Origin of the sequence: Ensifer sp. PDNC004 (genome assembly GCF_016919405.1) — a bacterium.
In the GTDB taxonomy this organism is placed as follows: Bacteria; Pseudomonadota; Alphaproteobacteria; order Rhizobiales; family Rhizobiaceae; genus Ensifer.
In genome coordinates, this window is record NZ_CP070353.1 from 1196365 (window position 1) to 1210992 (window position 14628).

14 protein-coding genes and 1 pseudogene are annotated in these 14628 nt (G+C 63.4%); 2 read left to right on the forward strand and 13 right to left on the reverse strand.

Going from position 1 to position 14628, the window contains the following annotated elements; genetic code table 11:
- Positions 1 to 22: 22 nt before the first annotated feature.
- A complete protein-coding gene (gene trmFO / locus JVX98_RS14045) occupies positions 23 to 1441 on the forward strand; it encodes a methylenetetrahydrofolate--tRNA-(uracil(54)-C(5))-methyltransferase (FADH(2)-oxidizing) TrmFO (RefSeq protein ID WP_205239003.1) in 1419 nt (472 codons plus the stop codon).
- A gap of 88 nt (positions 1442 to 1529) precedes the next feature.
- Here the strand turns inward: trmFO and JVX98_RS14050 are convergent, their stop codons facing one another.
- The 6 genes and pseudogenes from JVX98_RS14050 to yajC all read right to left on the reverse strand — a co-directional run bounded on the left by JVX98_RS14050 (position 1530) and on the right by yajC (position 6364).
- Entirely contained in the window at positions 1530 to 1997 is a 468-nt protein-coding gene (locus JVX98_RS14050) for a hypothetical protein (protein WP_192446069.1), read from the reverse strand.
- 140 nt (positions 1998 to 2137) lie between these two features.
- Positions 2138 to 2980, reverse strand: coding sequence for a phytoene/squalene synthase family protein (locus JVX98_RS14055; RefSeq protein ID WP_205239004.1), 843 nt, complete (start codon positions 2978 to 2980; stop codon positions 2138 to 2140).
- A 20-nt stretch (positions 2981 to 3000) separates the two neighbouring features.
- The gene (locus JVX98_RS14060; RefSeq protein ID WP_205239450.1) at positions 3001 to 3387 is read right to left on the reverse strand and encodes an Mth938-like domain-containing protein; all 387 of its coding nucleotides are present in this window, start codon (positions 3385 to 3387) and stop codon (positions 3001 to 3003) included.
- A gap of 1 nt (position 3388) precedes the next feature.
- Positions 3389 to 4078: pseudogene (gene secF / locus JVX98_RS32690) on the reverse strand (protein translocase subunit SecF); the annotation flags it as partial.
- A 354-nt stretch (positions 4079 to 4432) separates the two neighbouring features.
- Positions 4433 to 5983, reverse strand: a complete 1551-nt coding sequence (gene secD / locus JVX98_RS32695; protein ID WP_371826547.1) for a protein translocase subunit SecD — start codon at positions 5981 to 5983, stop codon at positions 4433 to 4435.
- A 45-nt stretch (positions 5984 to 6028) separates the two neighbouring features.
- Positions 6029 to 6364, reverse strand: coding sequence for a preprotein translocase subunit YajC (yajC, locus tag JVX98_RS14070; protein WP_034796611.1), 336 nt, complete (start codon positions 6362 to 6364; stop codon positions 6029 to 6031).
- A 302-nt stretch (positions 6365 to 6666) separates the two neighbouring features.
- Between yajC and JVX98_RS14075 the strand changes: the two genes are divergently transcribed.
- Positions 6667 to 7536 (forward strand): ATP-binding protein, encoded by an 870-nt coding sequence (locus JVX98_RS14075; protein WP_192446066.1) that lies wholly within the window; start codon positions 6667 to 6669, stop codon positions 7534 to 7536.
- A 118-nt stretch (positions 7537 to 7654) separates the two neighbouring features.
- On the opposite strand, the gene JVX98_RS14080 is transcribed toward JVX98_RS14075, so the two are convergent.
- The 7 genes from JVX98_RS14080 to tatB all read right to left on the reverse strand — a co-directional run bounded on the left by JVX98_RS14080 (position 7655) and on the right by tatB (position 14574).
- Positions 7655 to 9208, reverse strand: coding sequence for a peptidoglycan DD-metalloendopeptidase family protein (locus tag JVX98_RS14080; RefSeq protein ID WP_205239005.1), 1554 nt, complete (start codon positions 9206 to 9208; stop codon positions 7655 to 7657).
- A gap of 188 nt (positions 9209 to 9396) precedes the next feature.
- On the reverse strand, positions 9397 to 10041 hold the full coding sequence (locus JVX98_RS14085) for a biotin biosynthesis protein BioC (protein WP_192446064.1): 645 nt from the start codon (positions 10039 to 10041) through the stop codon (positions 9397 to 9399).
- Positions 10042 to 10235: 194 nt separating this feature from the next.
- Positions 10236 to 10889 (reverse strand): protein-L-isoaspartate(D-aspartate) O-methyltransferase, encoded by a 654-nt coding sequence (locus tag JVX98_RS14090; RefSeq protein WP_205239006.1) that lies wholly within the window; start codon positions 10887 to 10889, stop codon positions 10236 to 10238.
- Positions 10886 to 11656, reverse strand: a complete 771-nt coding sequence (surE, locus tag JVX98_RS14095) for a 5'/3'-nucleotidase SurE (RefSeq protein WP_192446062.1) — start codon at positions 11654 to 11656, stop codon at positions 10886 to 10888. The genes JVX98_RS14090 and surE overlap by 4 nt, the downstream gene beginning before the upstream one ends.
- Before the next feature lie 26 nt (positions 11657 to 11682).
- A complete protein-coding gene (serS, locus tag JVX98_RS14100; protein WP_192446061.1) occupies positions 11683 to 12966 on the reverse strand; it encodes a serine--tRNA ligase in 1284 nt (427 codons plus the stop codon).
- A 46-nt stretch (positions 12967 to 13012) separates the two neighbouring features.
- Positions 13013 to 13855: a twin-arginine translocase subunit TatC gene (gene tatC, locus JVX98_RS14105; RefSeq protein ID WP_205239007.1), complete on the reverse strand. Its 843-nt coding sequence runs from the start codon at positions 13853 to 13855 to the stop codon at positions 13013 to 13015.
- Entirely contained in the window at positions 13852 to 14574 is a 723-nt protein-coding gene (gene tatB / locus JVX98_RS14110) for a Sec-independent protein translocase protein TatB (RefSeq protein ID WP_205239008.1), read from the reverse strand. The genes tatC and tatB overlap by 4 nt, the downstream gene beginning before the upstream one ends.
- Between the last annotated feature and the right edge of the window lie 54 nt (positions 14575 to 14628).

Below are 14628 nucleotides of genomic sequence, written 5' to 3' on the forward strand. Positions count from 1 at the left end.
GAGCCGTGATAGGAAGCCGGCCATGAGCAAAGACACTTCTTCCCACTCCCCCATCCACGTCATCGGCGGCGGCCTTGCCGGATCGGAAGCCGCCTGGCAAATCGCCGAAGCCGGCGTACCGGTCATTCTGCATGAGATGCGCGGCGTGCGCGGCACTGACGCCCACAAGACCGACGGCCTTGCCGAACTTGTCTGTTCCAACTCCTTCCGTTCGGATGATGCCACCAGCAACGCGGTCGGCGTTCTGCACGCGGAAATGCGCCTTGCCGGCTCGCTGATCATGAAATCGGCCGATGCCAACCAGGTGCCGGCCGGTGGTGCGCTCGCGGTCGATCGCGACGGCTTCTCCGACGCGGTCAGCGCGGCGATCGCTGCCCATCCGCTGATCACGGTGGTGCGCGAGGAAGTCACCGGCCTGCCGCCGAAAGATTGGGATCTCACCGTCATCGCGACCGGTCCGCTGACCGCACCCGGCCTTGCCGAGGCGATCCGCGCGGAAACGGGCGCCGATGCGCTCGCCTTCTTCGACGCCATCGCACCGATCGTCTACACCGAGACCATCGACATGGACGTCTGCTGGTTTCAGTCGCGCTACGACAAGGTCGGCCCCGGCGGTACCGGCAAGGACTACATCAACTGCCCGATGACCGAGGAGCAGTACAATGCCTTCGTCGATGCGTTGATCGCCGGCGACAAGACCGGCTTCAAGGAATGGGAAGGCACGCCCTATTTCGACGGCTGCCTGCCGATCGAGGTGATGGCAGAACGCGGCCGCGAGACACTGCGCCACGGGCCGATGAAGCCGATGGGCCTCACCAATGCCCATAACCCCACGATCAAGCCCTACGCCGTCGTACAGTTGCGCCAGGACAATGCGCTCGGCACGCTCTACAACATGGTCGGCTTCCAGACGAAGCTGAAATACGGCGCACAGGCCGAAGTCTTCCGCATGATCCCGGGCCTGGAGAATGCCGAATTCGCCCGTCTCGGCGGCCTGCACCGCAACACCTACATCAACTCGCCGACACTGCTCGATGGAACGCTGACGCTGAAGTCGCGGTCGGGCCTGCGCTTTGCCGGACAGATCACCGGCTGCGAAGGCTATGTCGAAAGCGCGAGCATCGGCCTGCTCGCCGGCCGCTTCGCCGCCGCCGAGCGCAAGGGCGAGACTTTGGCCCCACCGCCGGCGACCACAGCCTTCGGCGCGCTGCTCAATCACATCACCGGTGGGCATATCGTCTCCGACGATGAACCGGGCAAGCGCTCGTTCCAGCCGATGAACGTCAACTTCGGGCTGTTCCCGCCGCTCGACCCGGGCGCGATCGTCAAGCCGGAAGGCGTCAAGCGCTTCCGCGGCAAGGAGAAGGCGGTCGCCAAGAAGCAGGCGACGGCGTCGCGCGCACTCGCCGATTGCGCCGCCTGGCTCGGCAAGTCCGCCTGACGGCTCGGAAACGCATCAAGGAAACGACAAAAGGCCCGCTTGCAGCGATGCAAGCGGGCCTTTTCCTATAGCAGTGCGCGGAGAGAGCTTACTCGGTCGCCTGCGCCGTGTGCGGCGGCTCGATCGCCGGCTGCTCGAACTCCGATTTCGGGCTGAAGCTGCCGAGCAGCCAGAGCGAAACCTCGGCGGCCTCGCCGGCACTCTGAAATTCGAAGTCGTTGTCGAGATAAGCAAAATCGGGGAAATGCACGATCAGGCCTCGGCCGGTCTCGGAGCTATTGACCCGAACCTTTCCGGGCTGGATCACGTGGCAGACATAGTGGGTGCCGTGCGACTGGATGAAGCCCGCCTTGCCGTCATGCAGCCGCAGGAAGATCGCCGTGCGGTCCGCCGTCGAGTGCAGCGCCCGGATCGCCTCGTCCGGAAAGGCACGGCCGAACTCCACCATCGCAGAGCCGGCATCGGGATTGTCCCAGTCCCGCTCGGCGCGGGCGTTCATCCACATGTAGAATGCGCCGACCAAGACGATGACGGCGATGAGCAATAACCAAAGCATCCGCGGGCGCTCCCCTTCGCTCGGCATGACGCCGATAAAGCGCTTCTATACGCTGCGAGGCTTGTGCCAATTTGTCGTCTCGGCAAACGCGCCCGCGAATGCCTGAGCAGACCGAACCTCTGGTCGATCGTCCGGATCGATCAGAAGCGACGGCGGCGTGCGGCGCGCCACATCCACCATTGCCGCTGCCATTGGGCCGGGCGGACGGGCTTCTGCAGAAGCCCGGCACCCGCAGCCTCCGCGCGGTTGAGGATAGGCTCGACAAGCGCAAGCGGTATGAAGGCGGGGAAATTCGACGGCGCGATCGCTGCCATCTGCGCACGCGCCTTAGCGAGATGATCCCGCCCAAAGCCCGCGAAAGCCCGGATCGCCTGGCCGATCGCGGCGCTGTCTTCACCGGCGATCAGCGTTTCGCGATCGAGACCGGTGGCGCGCAGCAACTCGGCCGGCAGGTAGACCTGGCCGCGGCGCAAATGCAGCGGCAGCAGCATGAGCAGGCCTGCGACCGTCTGCGCGACACCCCCATGCCCGGCGACTTCGGCCGATTTCGCAGCATTGTCAGGATCAAGCACCAGGGACGAGAGCTGGATCAGCGCCGAGGCGGTCTCGCCGGCATAGCCCTCGAGCGCCGAGCGGTCCTCCATCGGATCGTCGTAGAGATCGAAGATCCGTGCATCGATCATGTTCTCGAACACGGAGACCGGCAGTCGGTGCGTACGAATGCAGCCAAGAAGCGCTTCAGCGAGCGGATGCCCTTCCCCGGTCGACGCGTCGTTGCCGATGAGGTCTCGCCACCATTGCATGCGGATCTCGCCCGGGATCGGCTCGTGCACGAGATCGCGGATACGCGCAATCTCCGCGTTGAAGGCATAGAGCGCGGCAAGGGCTGGCTGCTTGTCGGCCGGCGCAAGCAGGCAGGCGAGATAGCGGTCGCGGTCGGTGTCCCTGAGGTCAGCCAGAATCTGGGCAGAATTGTCGTGCACGTCGTCTTCCCCAGGCCCGATCAGACGGCGATCAGTGCGACGGCGACTGCGCGCGATTCGGCCAGCATCACATTGTAGGTGCGGACAGCGGCCCCGGTACTCATGGGATCCGACGATATGTTGGCGGCGCGTAAGGCCGCCTTCACATCGGCCGGCAGCGGGCGAATGTCCTTGCCGGTGCCCACCAGCAGCACCTCAATGTCCTTCGCCTCATCGACGACCTTGTAGAACTTCTCGACAGTCAGCGCATCGCCCTCCGCGACGTCCCATGCATAGACGCCCGAGGGCAGCATCAGGATCGAGCCACGATGCGACATGTCTGCGAAGCGAAAGCCACCATTGCCGTAGGCATCGATGGGCGCACGTCCCGGAAAATGGGCTTCGCGAATTTCAATTCCCTTAGGCATTTCAAACAGCACCCTTTGCCGCGCCCGCCGCACCCGTATCCGCGCCGGAGGCGTTCTCGTCCCCCGGAATGTGGTCGGTGCGCTTTCTGAAGAGGATGAGGATCGGCCCGGCGATGTAAATGGACGAGATCGTTCCGACGATAACGCCAAACAGCATTGTAACACTGAAGGCGCGGATGAGGCCGCCACCGAAGAGATAAAGCGCTGTCAGTGCCAGAACGGTCGTCAGCGCTGTCAGGATGGTGCGCGACAGCGTCTGGTTGATCGACGTATCGATCAGCACCGACAACGGCATGCGCTTGTAGCGTGCAAGGTTTTCGCGGATGCGATCGTAAATGACGACCGTGTCGTTCAGCGAGTAGCCGACGATCGTCAGAACCGCGGCAATGCTGCCGAGATTGAACTCGATGCCGGTCAGCACCAGGAAACCGATCGTCAGCAGCACGTCGTGCGTCGTGGCGATGATCGCGCCGACGGCGAAGCGCCATTCGAAACGCAGCCACACATAGAGCAGGATCGCTAGGAACGAAACTGCAAGCCCGATGGTGCCGGCACGCGTCAGTTCGCCCGACACGACGGGGCCGACCACCTCGACACGGCGGAAATCATACTCGTCCGAAAGTTCCGACCGGATGACGCCAGCGGCCGTCTGCTCGGCGTTGTCGCCCGCTTCCTGCGACGGCACCCGAACGAGAACGTCTTCGCCCGCGCTCGATCATCGCATGCACCATCGCCTAACGACGATCATATCTAGTCTCGTCGTGCGCGCGTGCAGCTCGCGACCTGACTCCCTCTCGCAATTCAATCAGACTCGATGCTCGATCGCCCTTGATCGACGCCGAGTCATAAATAGCCCGTAGCTTACGCTGCTGCCATTTCGTGCAGCGCTGTTTTCCCTCCATCTGATAAGACCGGTTGCGTAAATCTTAACGCATGACAGCATCGTACCAGTACGCATGAAGCGCTTCCAGTACGATATACCAACTTCAGTCCTCAGCCTCCGACCATTTTCCAGTGCGCAGCTCCCTCGCACGACTCACGCGGTTTACACCGTAGAAGGCGTTGCAGAGCGTCGTCCGCTACGATTGCGACGCGTCACGGCTAAGCCGCTTCCGCTCCGCGCCAGATAGAAGAGAATTGCGCTCGCAATCAGCATCGTCAGGTTGGCGTCGAAGATGCTGCTGAACACGCGCGAAAAGGCGTCGTTGATCGTGCGCCGCAGAGGCTCGGCGCCGCGAACCTCTTCCCGCAGGCGCTCGTAGATCAGCACGTTCGAATCGACCGCGACGCCGATCGTCAGAATGATGCCGGCAATGCCCGGAAGGGTCAGCGTCGCGCCCGAGAGGGAGAGCGCCGCGATGATCAGGACAATGTTCAGGGCAAGCGCAATGACGGCAAAGACGCCGAAGACGCCGTAGAAGAAAATCATGGAAGCGGCGACCGCGATGGCAGCAACCAGGCCGGCCTTCAGCCCATCGGCGATGGCGTCGCCACCGACGCCGGGGCCAACCGTCCGCTCTTCGACGAAGGTCAGGGGCGTGGGTAGCGGTCCCGTGCGGACGAGAGCGGCAAGGTCGGTCGCACCTTCGGTCGGCAGGTCCGCAGAGATGCGCAAGGTATCGCGGTTGACCGCCTCCGACAGCTTGAGCGTCGCGATGACCTGTCCGTCGAGAACGATCGCTGCGTCCCTTGGCGGCTGCTGCGCCGCAAGGGCGGCAACGCGTTGTTGCGACGCGGCATCAATCTTGATGGCAACCGACGCGCTTTCGCCTGAAGCATCAGGTTCCGGCTGGGCCGAAACATAATTGGCCGCGGCAAGCAGCGGCGCCTTTTCGACGAGATAGGGCACCGGCGGGTCGTCGAAGGAATAGAGGACTTCCGTTCCGGACGGCGGCTGCCCCTCGACGGCCCGTTGCACGGGCACGGAGGTGTCGAGCATCCGCAGAGCCAGATTGGCCCTCTGGCTTAGCAGGTCCTTCAACCGCTGCGGATCGCCGAGGCCGGGCACCTGCACGATCAGCCGGTCGTCGCCGCGGCGCTGGATCAGCGGATCGGTGGCGCCGACTTCGGCAACGCGGCGGCGCACGACATCGATGGACTGCGCCACGGCCAGCGAGAGCCGGTAGTCGATGCCTTCGTCCGTCAGGCGCAGGCGAACCAGCTCATCCGGTTCCGCACTGTCGAACACAACCTCGGAAATCGGCTCGGAGCCGAAGCCACCGATCTCGACAGGCGCCGTCAGCGGCTTCAGCCGCTCGCGAGCGGCTGAAAGTTGCGACCGGTCGCGAACGCGGAAGGTGATCGACTGGCCTTCGCCGGAAAGGCCGATATAGGCGATGTCGGCATCGCGCAGCGATTTGCCGACCTCGTTGGCGATCGTCTCGAGCCGTTCGGCGACAATGTCGCTACGCGCGGCCCGCAGCATGAAATGGGAGCCGCCCTGGAGATCGAGCCCAAGCGCCACCTGGCGGTGCGGCAGCCAAGCCGGAAGCTCGGCTGCCTCTTCCCGGGTCAGAACATTCGGCAGTGCAAAGGCGATGCCGGCAAGCGCCACCAACCAGACGAGGATACGTTTCAACGGCGGTAATCTGCGCATGCCTCAAACGCTCCAATTGCTTGGCTGGGGGTGACTGTTCCTGCCTTATTCCTTGACAGGCTCGCCCTTGACGCGAACTTCCGACACGCCGCTGCGGACGACACGGATCTTCACGCCATCGGCGATTTCGACTTCGAGTTCGCTGTCGTCGACGACCTTGGTAACCTTGCCGACGATGCCGCCGCCGGTCACGACCTGGTCACCGCGACGGATGTTCTTGAGGAGCTCCTCGCGGCGCTTCATCTGAGCGCGCTGCGGACGGATGATCAGGAAATACATAACGACGAAAATCAGCAGGAACGGCAGGATGGACATGAGAATGTCCGCGCCGCCGGCGGAAGGGGCGCCGGCAGTCTGCGCAAAAGCTTCGGTAATGAACATCGATCACTCCTTGAGTTCAAATATCGGCGGTTCCTCCGCGCCAAATCGGCCGGAATATAGGGACGCCCGGCCGCTCTGCAAAGCCGCGGGCACCCGTACCCGTTCCTGTGCCTCTGACACAATTTACACAAGAGGAGAACCCCTCGCGCGGGCCTTGGTGACCTTTTCCAGCGTAAACCTGCGTGCTACCGGGTTTCTGGTGGGACCAGGCCGCGACGCGGTTACGGTAAACACCAGGGCCACGCCGCCTCGAATCAGGACGGTACGGCCAAACACCTGATTCAGCGAGTGGAGAGAGACATATGCCGGAAGCAAAGATCGACGTACTCATCAGGGAAATGCAGAAGCTTTCCGCGGCGATCGAGCGCATGGCAGGGCCAGCCGCCGCAGCCAACGACTGGACCGCTGCCGAGTGCTTCGTCTGGGCACCGGCGACGCACCATCTGCAGCCGGTCGCCAAGCCGAACCGCATCGAACTGTCCCTGATCACCGGGGTCGACCACGTCCGCGACATCCTGCTCGACAACACGCTTCGCTTTGCGGAGGGTTTCACGGCCAACAACGTGCTCCTCTGGGGCGCGCGCGGCATGGGCAAATCCTCGCTGGTGAAATCGGTCCATGCGCAGGTTGCGCGCGACACCGGCGTTGCGGTGAAGCTCGTCGAGGTCCATCGCGAAGATATCGCCACCCTGCCGGCGCTGATGGACATTCTGAAGACCGCGCCGGTCCCGGTGATCGTGTTTTGCGACGACCTGTCCTTCGATCACGACGATACGTCCTACAAGTCGCTGAAGGCCGTGCTTGACGGCGGTGTCGAAGGACGGCCCTCCAACGTGCTGCTCTATGCCACCTCGAACCGGCGGCACCTGCTGCCGCGGCACATGATGGAGAACGAGCAGTCGACGGCCATCAATCCGTCGGAAGCGGTCGAAGAGAAGGTATCGCTGTCCGACCGTTTCGGCCTGTGGCTCGGCTTCCACAAATGCAGCCAGGACGACTATTTGGCGATGATCGACGGCTATGCCGAGCACTATGGCTTCAAGCGCGATCGCGAAACCCTGCATGCCGAGGCGCTGGAATGGGCAACGACCCGTGGCGCGAGATCCGGCCGCGTCGCCTGGCAGTTCATCCAGGATCTCGCCGGGCGCCTGCGCCACAGGATTGACGGGTAACCGGGCGCGTCGCGAGCGACGCACTCCACCGATATCGTGAAACAGAAAGCACCGCCTGCCCAAAAGGACAGGCGGTGCCATAACATCGGATCCGGGTCGGCTCTGCGACCGATCGAGACTATTCGAGGAAGGTCGCCGGGTTTACCGCGGTGGCATTCTTGCGCACCTCGAAGTGAACCTGCGGCTGGCTTGCCCGGCCGGTCATGCCGGAGGCCGCGAGCGTCTGGCCGCGCTGAACCTTCTGGCCGCGCTGAACCTTGAGTTCGGACGCATTGCCGTAGACCGTGACCGTGCCGTCGTCGTGACGGACCAGGACGGCGTTACCGAGTTCCTTCAGGCTGCTGCCCGAATAGATGACGACACCATTTTCGGCGGCCTTGATCGGCGTGCCCTCCGGCACAGAGATGTTGATGCCGTCGTTGCGGTTGCCGTCGACATTGGCGCCGTAGCCTGCGACGACCGCGCCGCGCACCGGCCAGCGGTACTTGCTGATGCCGGTCGACTTCGGCGAATCTTCGCCCATGTCGGTCGACTTGCTGGCGACTTCGCTGACGCTCTGCTTGGCAACCGGCGCCTGGTATTCGGCCGGCTTGTTCTTGTCGAGCGAAGCGACCTGCGGCTGCTCTGCCTTCTTCGGAACGGAGGCCGTCTTGACCTGGTCCGGAGCGGCACCATTTGCACCCGGCAGCTGCAGCGTCTGGCCAACACGGATCGATTCGGCCGTCAGGCCGTTCGCCTGCTTGAGGGCGGCAACAGAGACACCCGTCGTCTTGGCGATACGGTTGAGCGAGTCGCCCGGCTTGACGGTGTAGGATCCGCCGCCGGCACCCTCGCCGTTCGTTGCCGGCTTGCCCGCAACGACGTCGGACTTGCCTTCGCCCTTTTCGCGGGACTGGGCCGAACCCGGCAGGATCGCGACGTCGCGCTGGTTGACCGGCAGCGGCGACGGCTGGCGGTTGCTGCCATCGAGACCAGCGATCGAGTTGGTGGCAGCCGCCTTGGCAGCGCTGCCTGCAACGCCGAAGGTCGGGATGACGAGACGCTGACCGGTCTCGACCTGCGCTGCGGACTGCAGACCGTTGGCCTTCAGGATTTCCTTTTCCGGGACACCAAAACGCTTGGAGAGAACGGCGACATTGTCACCCGGGCGAACCATGATCGTCGGAGCGTTCTGCGTCGTCCAGCCGCTCTTGCTTGCGGTTTCCTTGACCGTTGCGGGAAGCGTCTGCTGCGTGGCGAGTGCGGCCTGCTGGCGTGCTGCCGGGAACGGCTGGGCTTCGGCGCGCTGGTTTCCAGCAGCGCTCGGGTCAGCCAGAGTGGTGCGCTGAACGGAGATCGGGGTCGAGGCGACGCGGGCGTTGGATACGGGCGTGGAGGCCGTGTTTACCGGATCGTAGGCACCCTGCCCGGCTGCCGCGGGATAGGGCTGACCGAGGGCTGAACCACGGTTATCAACCGGCGCTGCCGCCATCTGACCGACGGACACATCGCCGCGCGGAACCGGCGTTGCGTCTCGGGGGATGGAATTTGTGGTGATGTTGTCGGACCGGGAGAACAGGCCGTCAAACCGGCTTGCATCCGAACTGCAGCCTGTTGCGACGCCTGCCAGCAGGACCGCCACGCAAAGGCGGATCGTCGACTTTCCAACCCCGGGAGATACAAACTTACGCATGACGCTTACCCACTCCGAACGCAACTCGATGTGGATTGATTAAAGCGTATTAGAGTTACCGCGTGGTTAAGGTAGACCCCACCAAAGGACTAATTTGACCAAATGCTAACCATAGGCCGACCGCCGCCCATCAAGCGCATGTTAGCAGCAGCCGCCGCAGCGGCCGCCCGGGCAGGAAAAGCGTAACGCTAGATCAGTTCGGAATAGAGGCGCTCGATCTCGGACACGGACCGGCGTTCCGTCTGGTCCTCTTCGTAGCTGATGCTCGTCAGGTCCCAGGCAAAAATCTGCCGACCGGCCGGCTGCGCCAGGGTTTCGGACTGGGCCGTCTTGTCTTCCTCGAGCAGGACGCTCACCAGCGTCTGGAAGGCGGTATCTCCGTCCGCGCCGCTTGCTTCTTCATATTCGAGCGACCGCAGGCCGGCAACGGCCGCTTCGCGTGTCCCGAAATAGCGCAGACTGTTCTGGTCCTCCGGCCGAAGACCGTCGTAGTAGTCGATGAAGCTCTTGTAATAGGCCTGGTGATCGCCCGAATCGAGAAACTTGCCGAAGGCCTGGTACTCGCGCGAGGCCAGCTGCGGCGACAGGCGATTGTTCCATTCCTCGCGGGTGAGCGCCGGCTGGCCGTCGGAGGCCTTCTTGGTCTGACCGAGATAAAGCAGGGCATCGGCCGAAAGCGAGATGCGTGGCGTCGGATCAAAGAAAGTCGCGGCGAGCGCCTGTGCCGCCTGCTCATCCTTGCCCGCGGAATTCGTCTGGCCGGCATTGCGCCCGGCAAGATTGTTCAGCCCGTCGCCGGATGCTGCCGCCGTCAACCTGTTCGCGATCTGCATGTGCCGTCTCCGTACCTCGCGACCGGTGTCCGCCGACGTCGCAAGGCAAGCGACGACTCGCAGGCGGAACCCTGTCCGTGCACGGCAGGCGTATGGCGCGAAGCTTGCGCGAGACTGGAGAAAGTTAAGGGGTCGTTAATAGTCGACGCCGGCGCAACCGGCGCTCCTCACCCGCGCGGACCGGAATTCAATATTTAGAGAAACGACGCCAGCTGCTGCACGATCGGAAGGTAAGGCGCGTCGAACAGATCCTCGCGATCGAAGCGGCTGCCCGTGCGGCTGACGCGCACGACCCGGCAATGGGTCTCGCTCATCATGATCGGAACCAGCAGGGTGCCGCCCGAAACGAGGTGATCCGAAAACATGCGGGGCAGACTGTTGAAGGCGGCCGTGATCAGGATCCGGTCGAAGGTGCCCTCACCCGGCACGCCGGCACTGCCGTCGGCATGCCGGACGATGACATTGCGAACACCTGTTTTTTCGAGGTTCTTCTGGGCGATGCCGACCAGCGTCTGATAGCGGTCGATCGTCAGCACGCGCTCGGCGACGCGTCCCATGACCGCGGCGGTGAAGCCGCTGCCGGTGCCGACTTCGAGAACACGCTGGCCGGATTTCAGATTGAGGCTGTGCAACAGACGGACCGCAAAGTCGTACCCCTCCATGAACGAACCGCAATCGAGCGGGATCGTTCGCTGCGAATGGGCTTCGGCCTGGTACTGCGGCGGCGCGAAGTAGCTACGCGGCGTCTGTTCGACGGCCTTCAGCAAGTCATGGTTGGTAATGCCTTCGGCGCGCAGCCGCAGCACCATCTTGGCAAAGCCTTCCTGTTCCGACACCCGCGCGCTCAATCAACGGCTCCCTCGTTGAGCGCCCGCGCCAGGCGATCCTGGACACTGTAGTCGGTGAGGTCGAGTTTAAGCGGCGTGACCGAGATCATGTTTTCACGCAGGGCGTGAATGTCGGTGCCGGCGCGGAAATCGCCGAAGCGTTCGCCGAAACGCAGCCAGAAATAGGGAAAGCCGCGACCGTCGGTTCGCTCGTCGATCGACAGGCCGAAATCGAGCTTGCCTTGCGACGTCACTTCCGTGCCGGCGACGGTATCCGCCGAGCAGTTCGGGAAGTTGACGTTGAGCAGCGTGCCGTCAGGCAGGTCCACCTTCATCAGCTTGCGGATCAGGGCCGGCGCATGGGTTTCAACAACATCCCAAGGTACCGTCTTTCCGACCGTGTGATTGTAGGCCTGGCTCAGCGCGATCGAGCGGATGCCCTGCAGCGTTCCCTCGATGGCGCCGGCGACGGTGCCGGAATAGGTCACGTCGTCGGCCATGTTGGCACCGATGTTGACGCCGGACAGCACGAGATCGGGCTTGCGATCGAGCACCTTGCGGACAGCCATGATGACGCAATCGGTCGGCGTGCCGCGAAGCGCAAAGCGCTTTTCCGCGATCTGCCGCAGCCGCAACGGCTCCGACAACGTCAGCGAATGGGCAAGGCCGCTCTGGTCCGCTTCCGGCGCGACGACCCAGACGTCATCCGAAATCGTCCGGGCGACCCGTTCGAGCACCGACAGCCCCTCGGCGTGAATACCGTCATCGTTTGTCAGCAGGATCCGCATGATGCCGTACTCCCCTCGACGTTCGCTCAGGCAACCTTTTCGATGCGCGTCTGGCCGCCCATGTAGGGAACCAGCACCTCCGGCACCGATATCGAACCATCGTCATTCAGATAATTCTCGATGACGGCGATGAGCGCGCGGCCGACAGCAACGCCCGAGCCGTTCAGCGTGTGAACGAAGCGGGTTCCCTTGTCTTCCTTGGTGCGATAGCGGGCATTCATGCGGCGTGCCTGGAAATCGCCGCAGACCGAGCACGACGAAATCTCGCGGAACGTGTCCTGCCCCGGCAGCCAGACCTCGAGGTCATAGGTCTTGCGGGCGCCGAAGCCCATGTCGCCGGTGCAAAGGGTCATGACGCGGTAATGCAGGCCGAGGCGCTTCAGCACCTCCTCGGCGCAGGCGGTCATGCGCTCGTGTTCGTCGATCGACGATTCAGCATCGGTGATCGACACCAGTTCGACCTTGTTGAACTGGTGCTGGCGTAGCATGCCGCGGGTGTCGCGACCGGCAGAGCCTGCTTCCGAGCGGAAGGACGGCGTCAGCGCAGTGAAGCGCAGCGGCAGCTTTTCGCCTTCGAGGATCTGTTCGCGAACGATGTTGGTCAGCGGCACTTCCGCGGTCGGGATCAGCCAGCGGCCGTCGGTGGTGCGGAAAAGATCCTCGGCGAACTTCGGCAACTGGCCGGTGCCGTACATCGCATCGTCGCGCACGAGAAGCGGCGGCTGCACTTCAGTGTAACCGTGTTCCTGGGTGTGCAGGTCGAGCATGAACTGGCCGAGCGCGCGCTCGAGCCGCGCCAATTGCCCCTTCAGGATCGTGAAACGCGAGCCGGAAATGCGGGCCGCGCCCTCGAAATCCATCAGGCCGAGTGCTTCGCCGACTTCGAAATGCTCGCGTGGCTGGTGGTTCCAGCTGGGCTTCTTGCCAACCACGCTCTTGACGACGTTTCCGGTCTCGTCCGCACCGACGGGTACATCGTCCAGCGGGATGTTCGGAATGCGCGACAGGGCGTCGTTGAGCTCGGCCTCGATCTTGCGGCTGTCCTCTTCGAGTGCCGGCATGGCGTTCTTCAGGTCGGCAACCTCGGCCTTCAGCTTATCGGCGAGCTCGGCATTCTTCTGCGCCATGGCCGCGCCGATATCCTTCGAGGCCGCATTGCGGCGCGACTGCATGTCCTGCAGCGCCTGAAGGTTCGTACGGCGGCGTTCGTCGAGCGCGATCAGAGATGCCGACAAAGGCTCCGCGCCCCGCTTCGCCAGGGCGGCGTCCAGCATCTCGGCATTCTCACGGATCCATTTGATATCAAGCATTTTCGTTCCACGCGTTGGTCAGATCACGGCGCGAAATCTCGAATGCTCAGCCCTTGGCGGGGCCGACCTCTCCGGAAGATCCTTCCTGCGACTCGGCAGCCTCGCTCTTGAGCGCGTCCGCTGCCCGCTGCCTTTCGACGAGTCGCGCCGTATAGATCGAAATTTCGTAGAGAAGGATGGCTGGCAGCGCAAGGCCGATCTGGGAAATCGGATCTGGCGGCGTGAGTACGGCCGCGACAACGAAGGCGATCACGATCGCGTATTTGCGCTTCTCGGCAAGCCCCTGCGAGCTCACGAAGCCGACGCGGGCAAGAAGCGTGGTGATGACCGGGAGCTGGAAGACAAGGCCGAAGGCGAAGACCAGCGACATGATCAGGCTCAGATACTCCGAGACCTTCGGCAGGAGCTGAATGGCCACCTGCCCTTCGCCACCGCCCTGCTCCATGGCCAAGAAGAACCACATCACCATCGGGGTGAAGAAGAAATAGACAAGCGCGCCGCCAAGCAGAAACAGGAGCGGTGACGCAATCAGGAACGGCAGAAACGCTGCGCGCTCGTTCTTATAGAGCCCAGGTGCCACGAACTTGTAGATCTGTGCAGCGATTACAGGAAAGGCGATGACCAGCGCACCGAACATCGCCACCTTAATCTGGGTGAAGAAGAACTCCTGCGGCGCCGTGTAGATGAGCTCGACATTGCGATGGTTGAGGCCCGCCCAGCTCACGGCCCATTTGAACGGCAGCACCAGAAGGTTGAACAGGCCCTTGGCGAAGTAGAAGCAGACGAGGAACGCAGCGAAGAACGCGCCGATGGCCCACATCAGGCGCCTGCGCAATTCGATCAGATGCTCGATCAGCGGCTGCGGCCGGTCCTCGATATCGCCGCTCATGCTTCACCTTTCTTGCGCGCGCTGGTGCGCGGCTTTGACGTCTTGGCAGCAGGCTCTGCCACTGTCGGCGTCACTTTTTTCTTTTCAGCGGCCGGCTTCGCGGGCGCTTTGGCAGAAGACTTCGCCGCGGCCGTGTCCGCCTTGGGCGTGGGTGCTGCGGCCTTGGGCGCTGTCGTTGCCGACTTGGGCGCGGCCTTCGTTACGGCCGGGGCCGCATCGGCTTTCGCCTTGGCCGCACGTTTCGGCTTTTCTGCCGGCGCGGCGGCGACCTCTGCGCGCTCGATCTGGCGATTGGCCGAACCGATTGCCGCGGCGGCAACCGCATCTGCAGGCTTGGTTTCGACCGCGGCCGGCGCAAGGGGCGGTTCGACGGCGGTCACCGTATCGACGCTGCTCGGTGTCGCAGGCTGGTCGGGTGTGGCCGCCTTCTGCAGGTCCGCCTTGATATCGTTGCCCATCTGGCGCAGCGGATTGATTGCATCGCGCAACGCATTGGCCGGATTGAGACTTTGCGCGTCGCTGATGGTCTTTCGAACCTCGTCAAGGTCCGCTTCGCGCAGCGCTTCATCGAACTGCTGACGGAATTCCGATGCCATGCCGCGCATCTTCGAGGTCATGCGGCCGAAAGCCCGCAACATTGGCGGAAGGTCTTTCGGCCCGACAACCACGATCAGAACGATTGCGATGACGACGAGCTCGGTCCAGCCGATATCAAGCATGCGATATGTCCTGCAAACCCTTGATGCCGCCAGCCCGGTATGGACACCGGACAG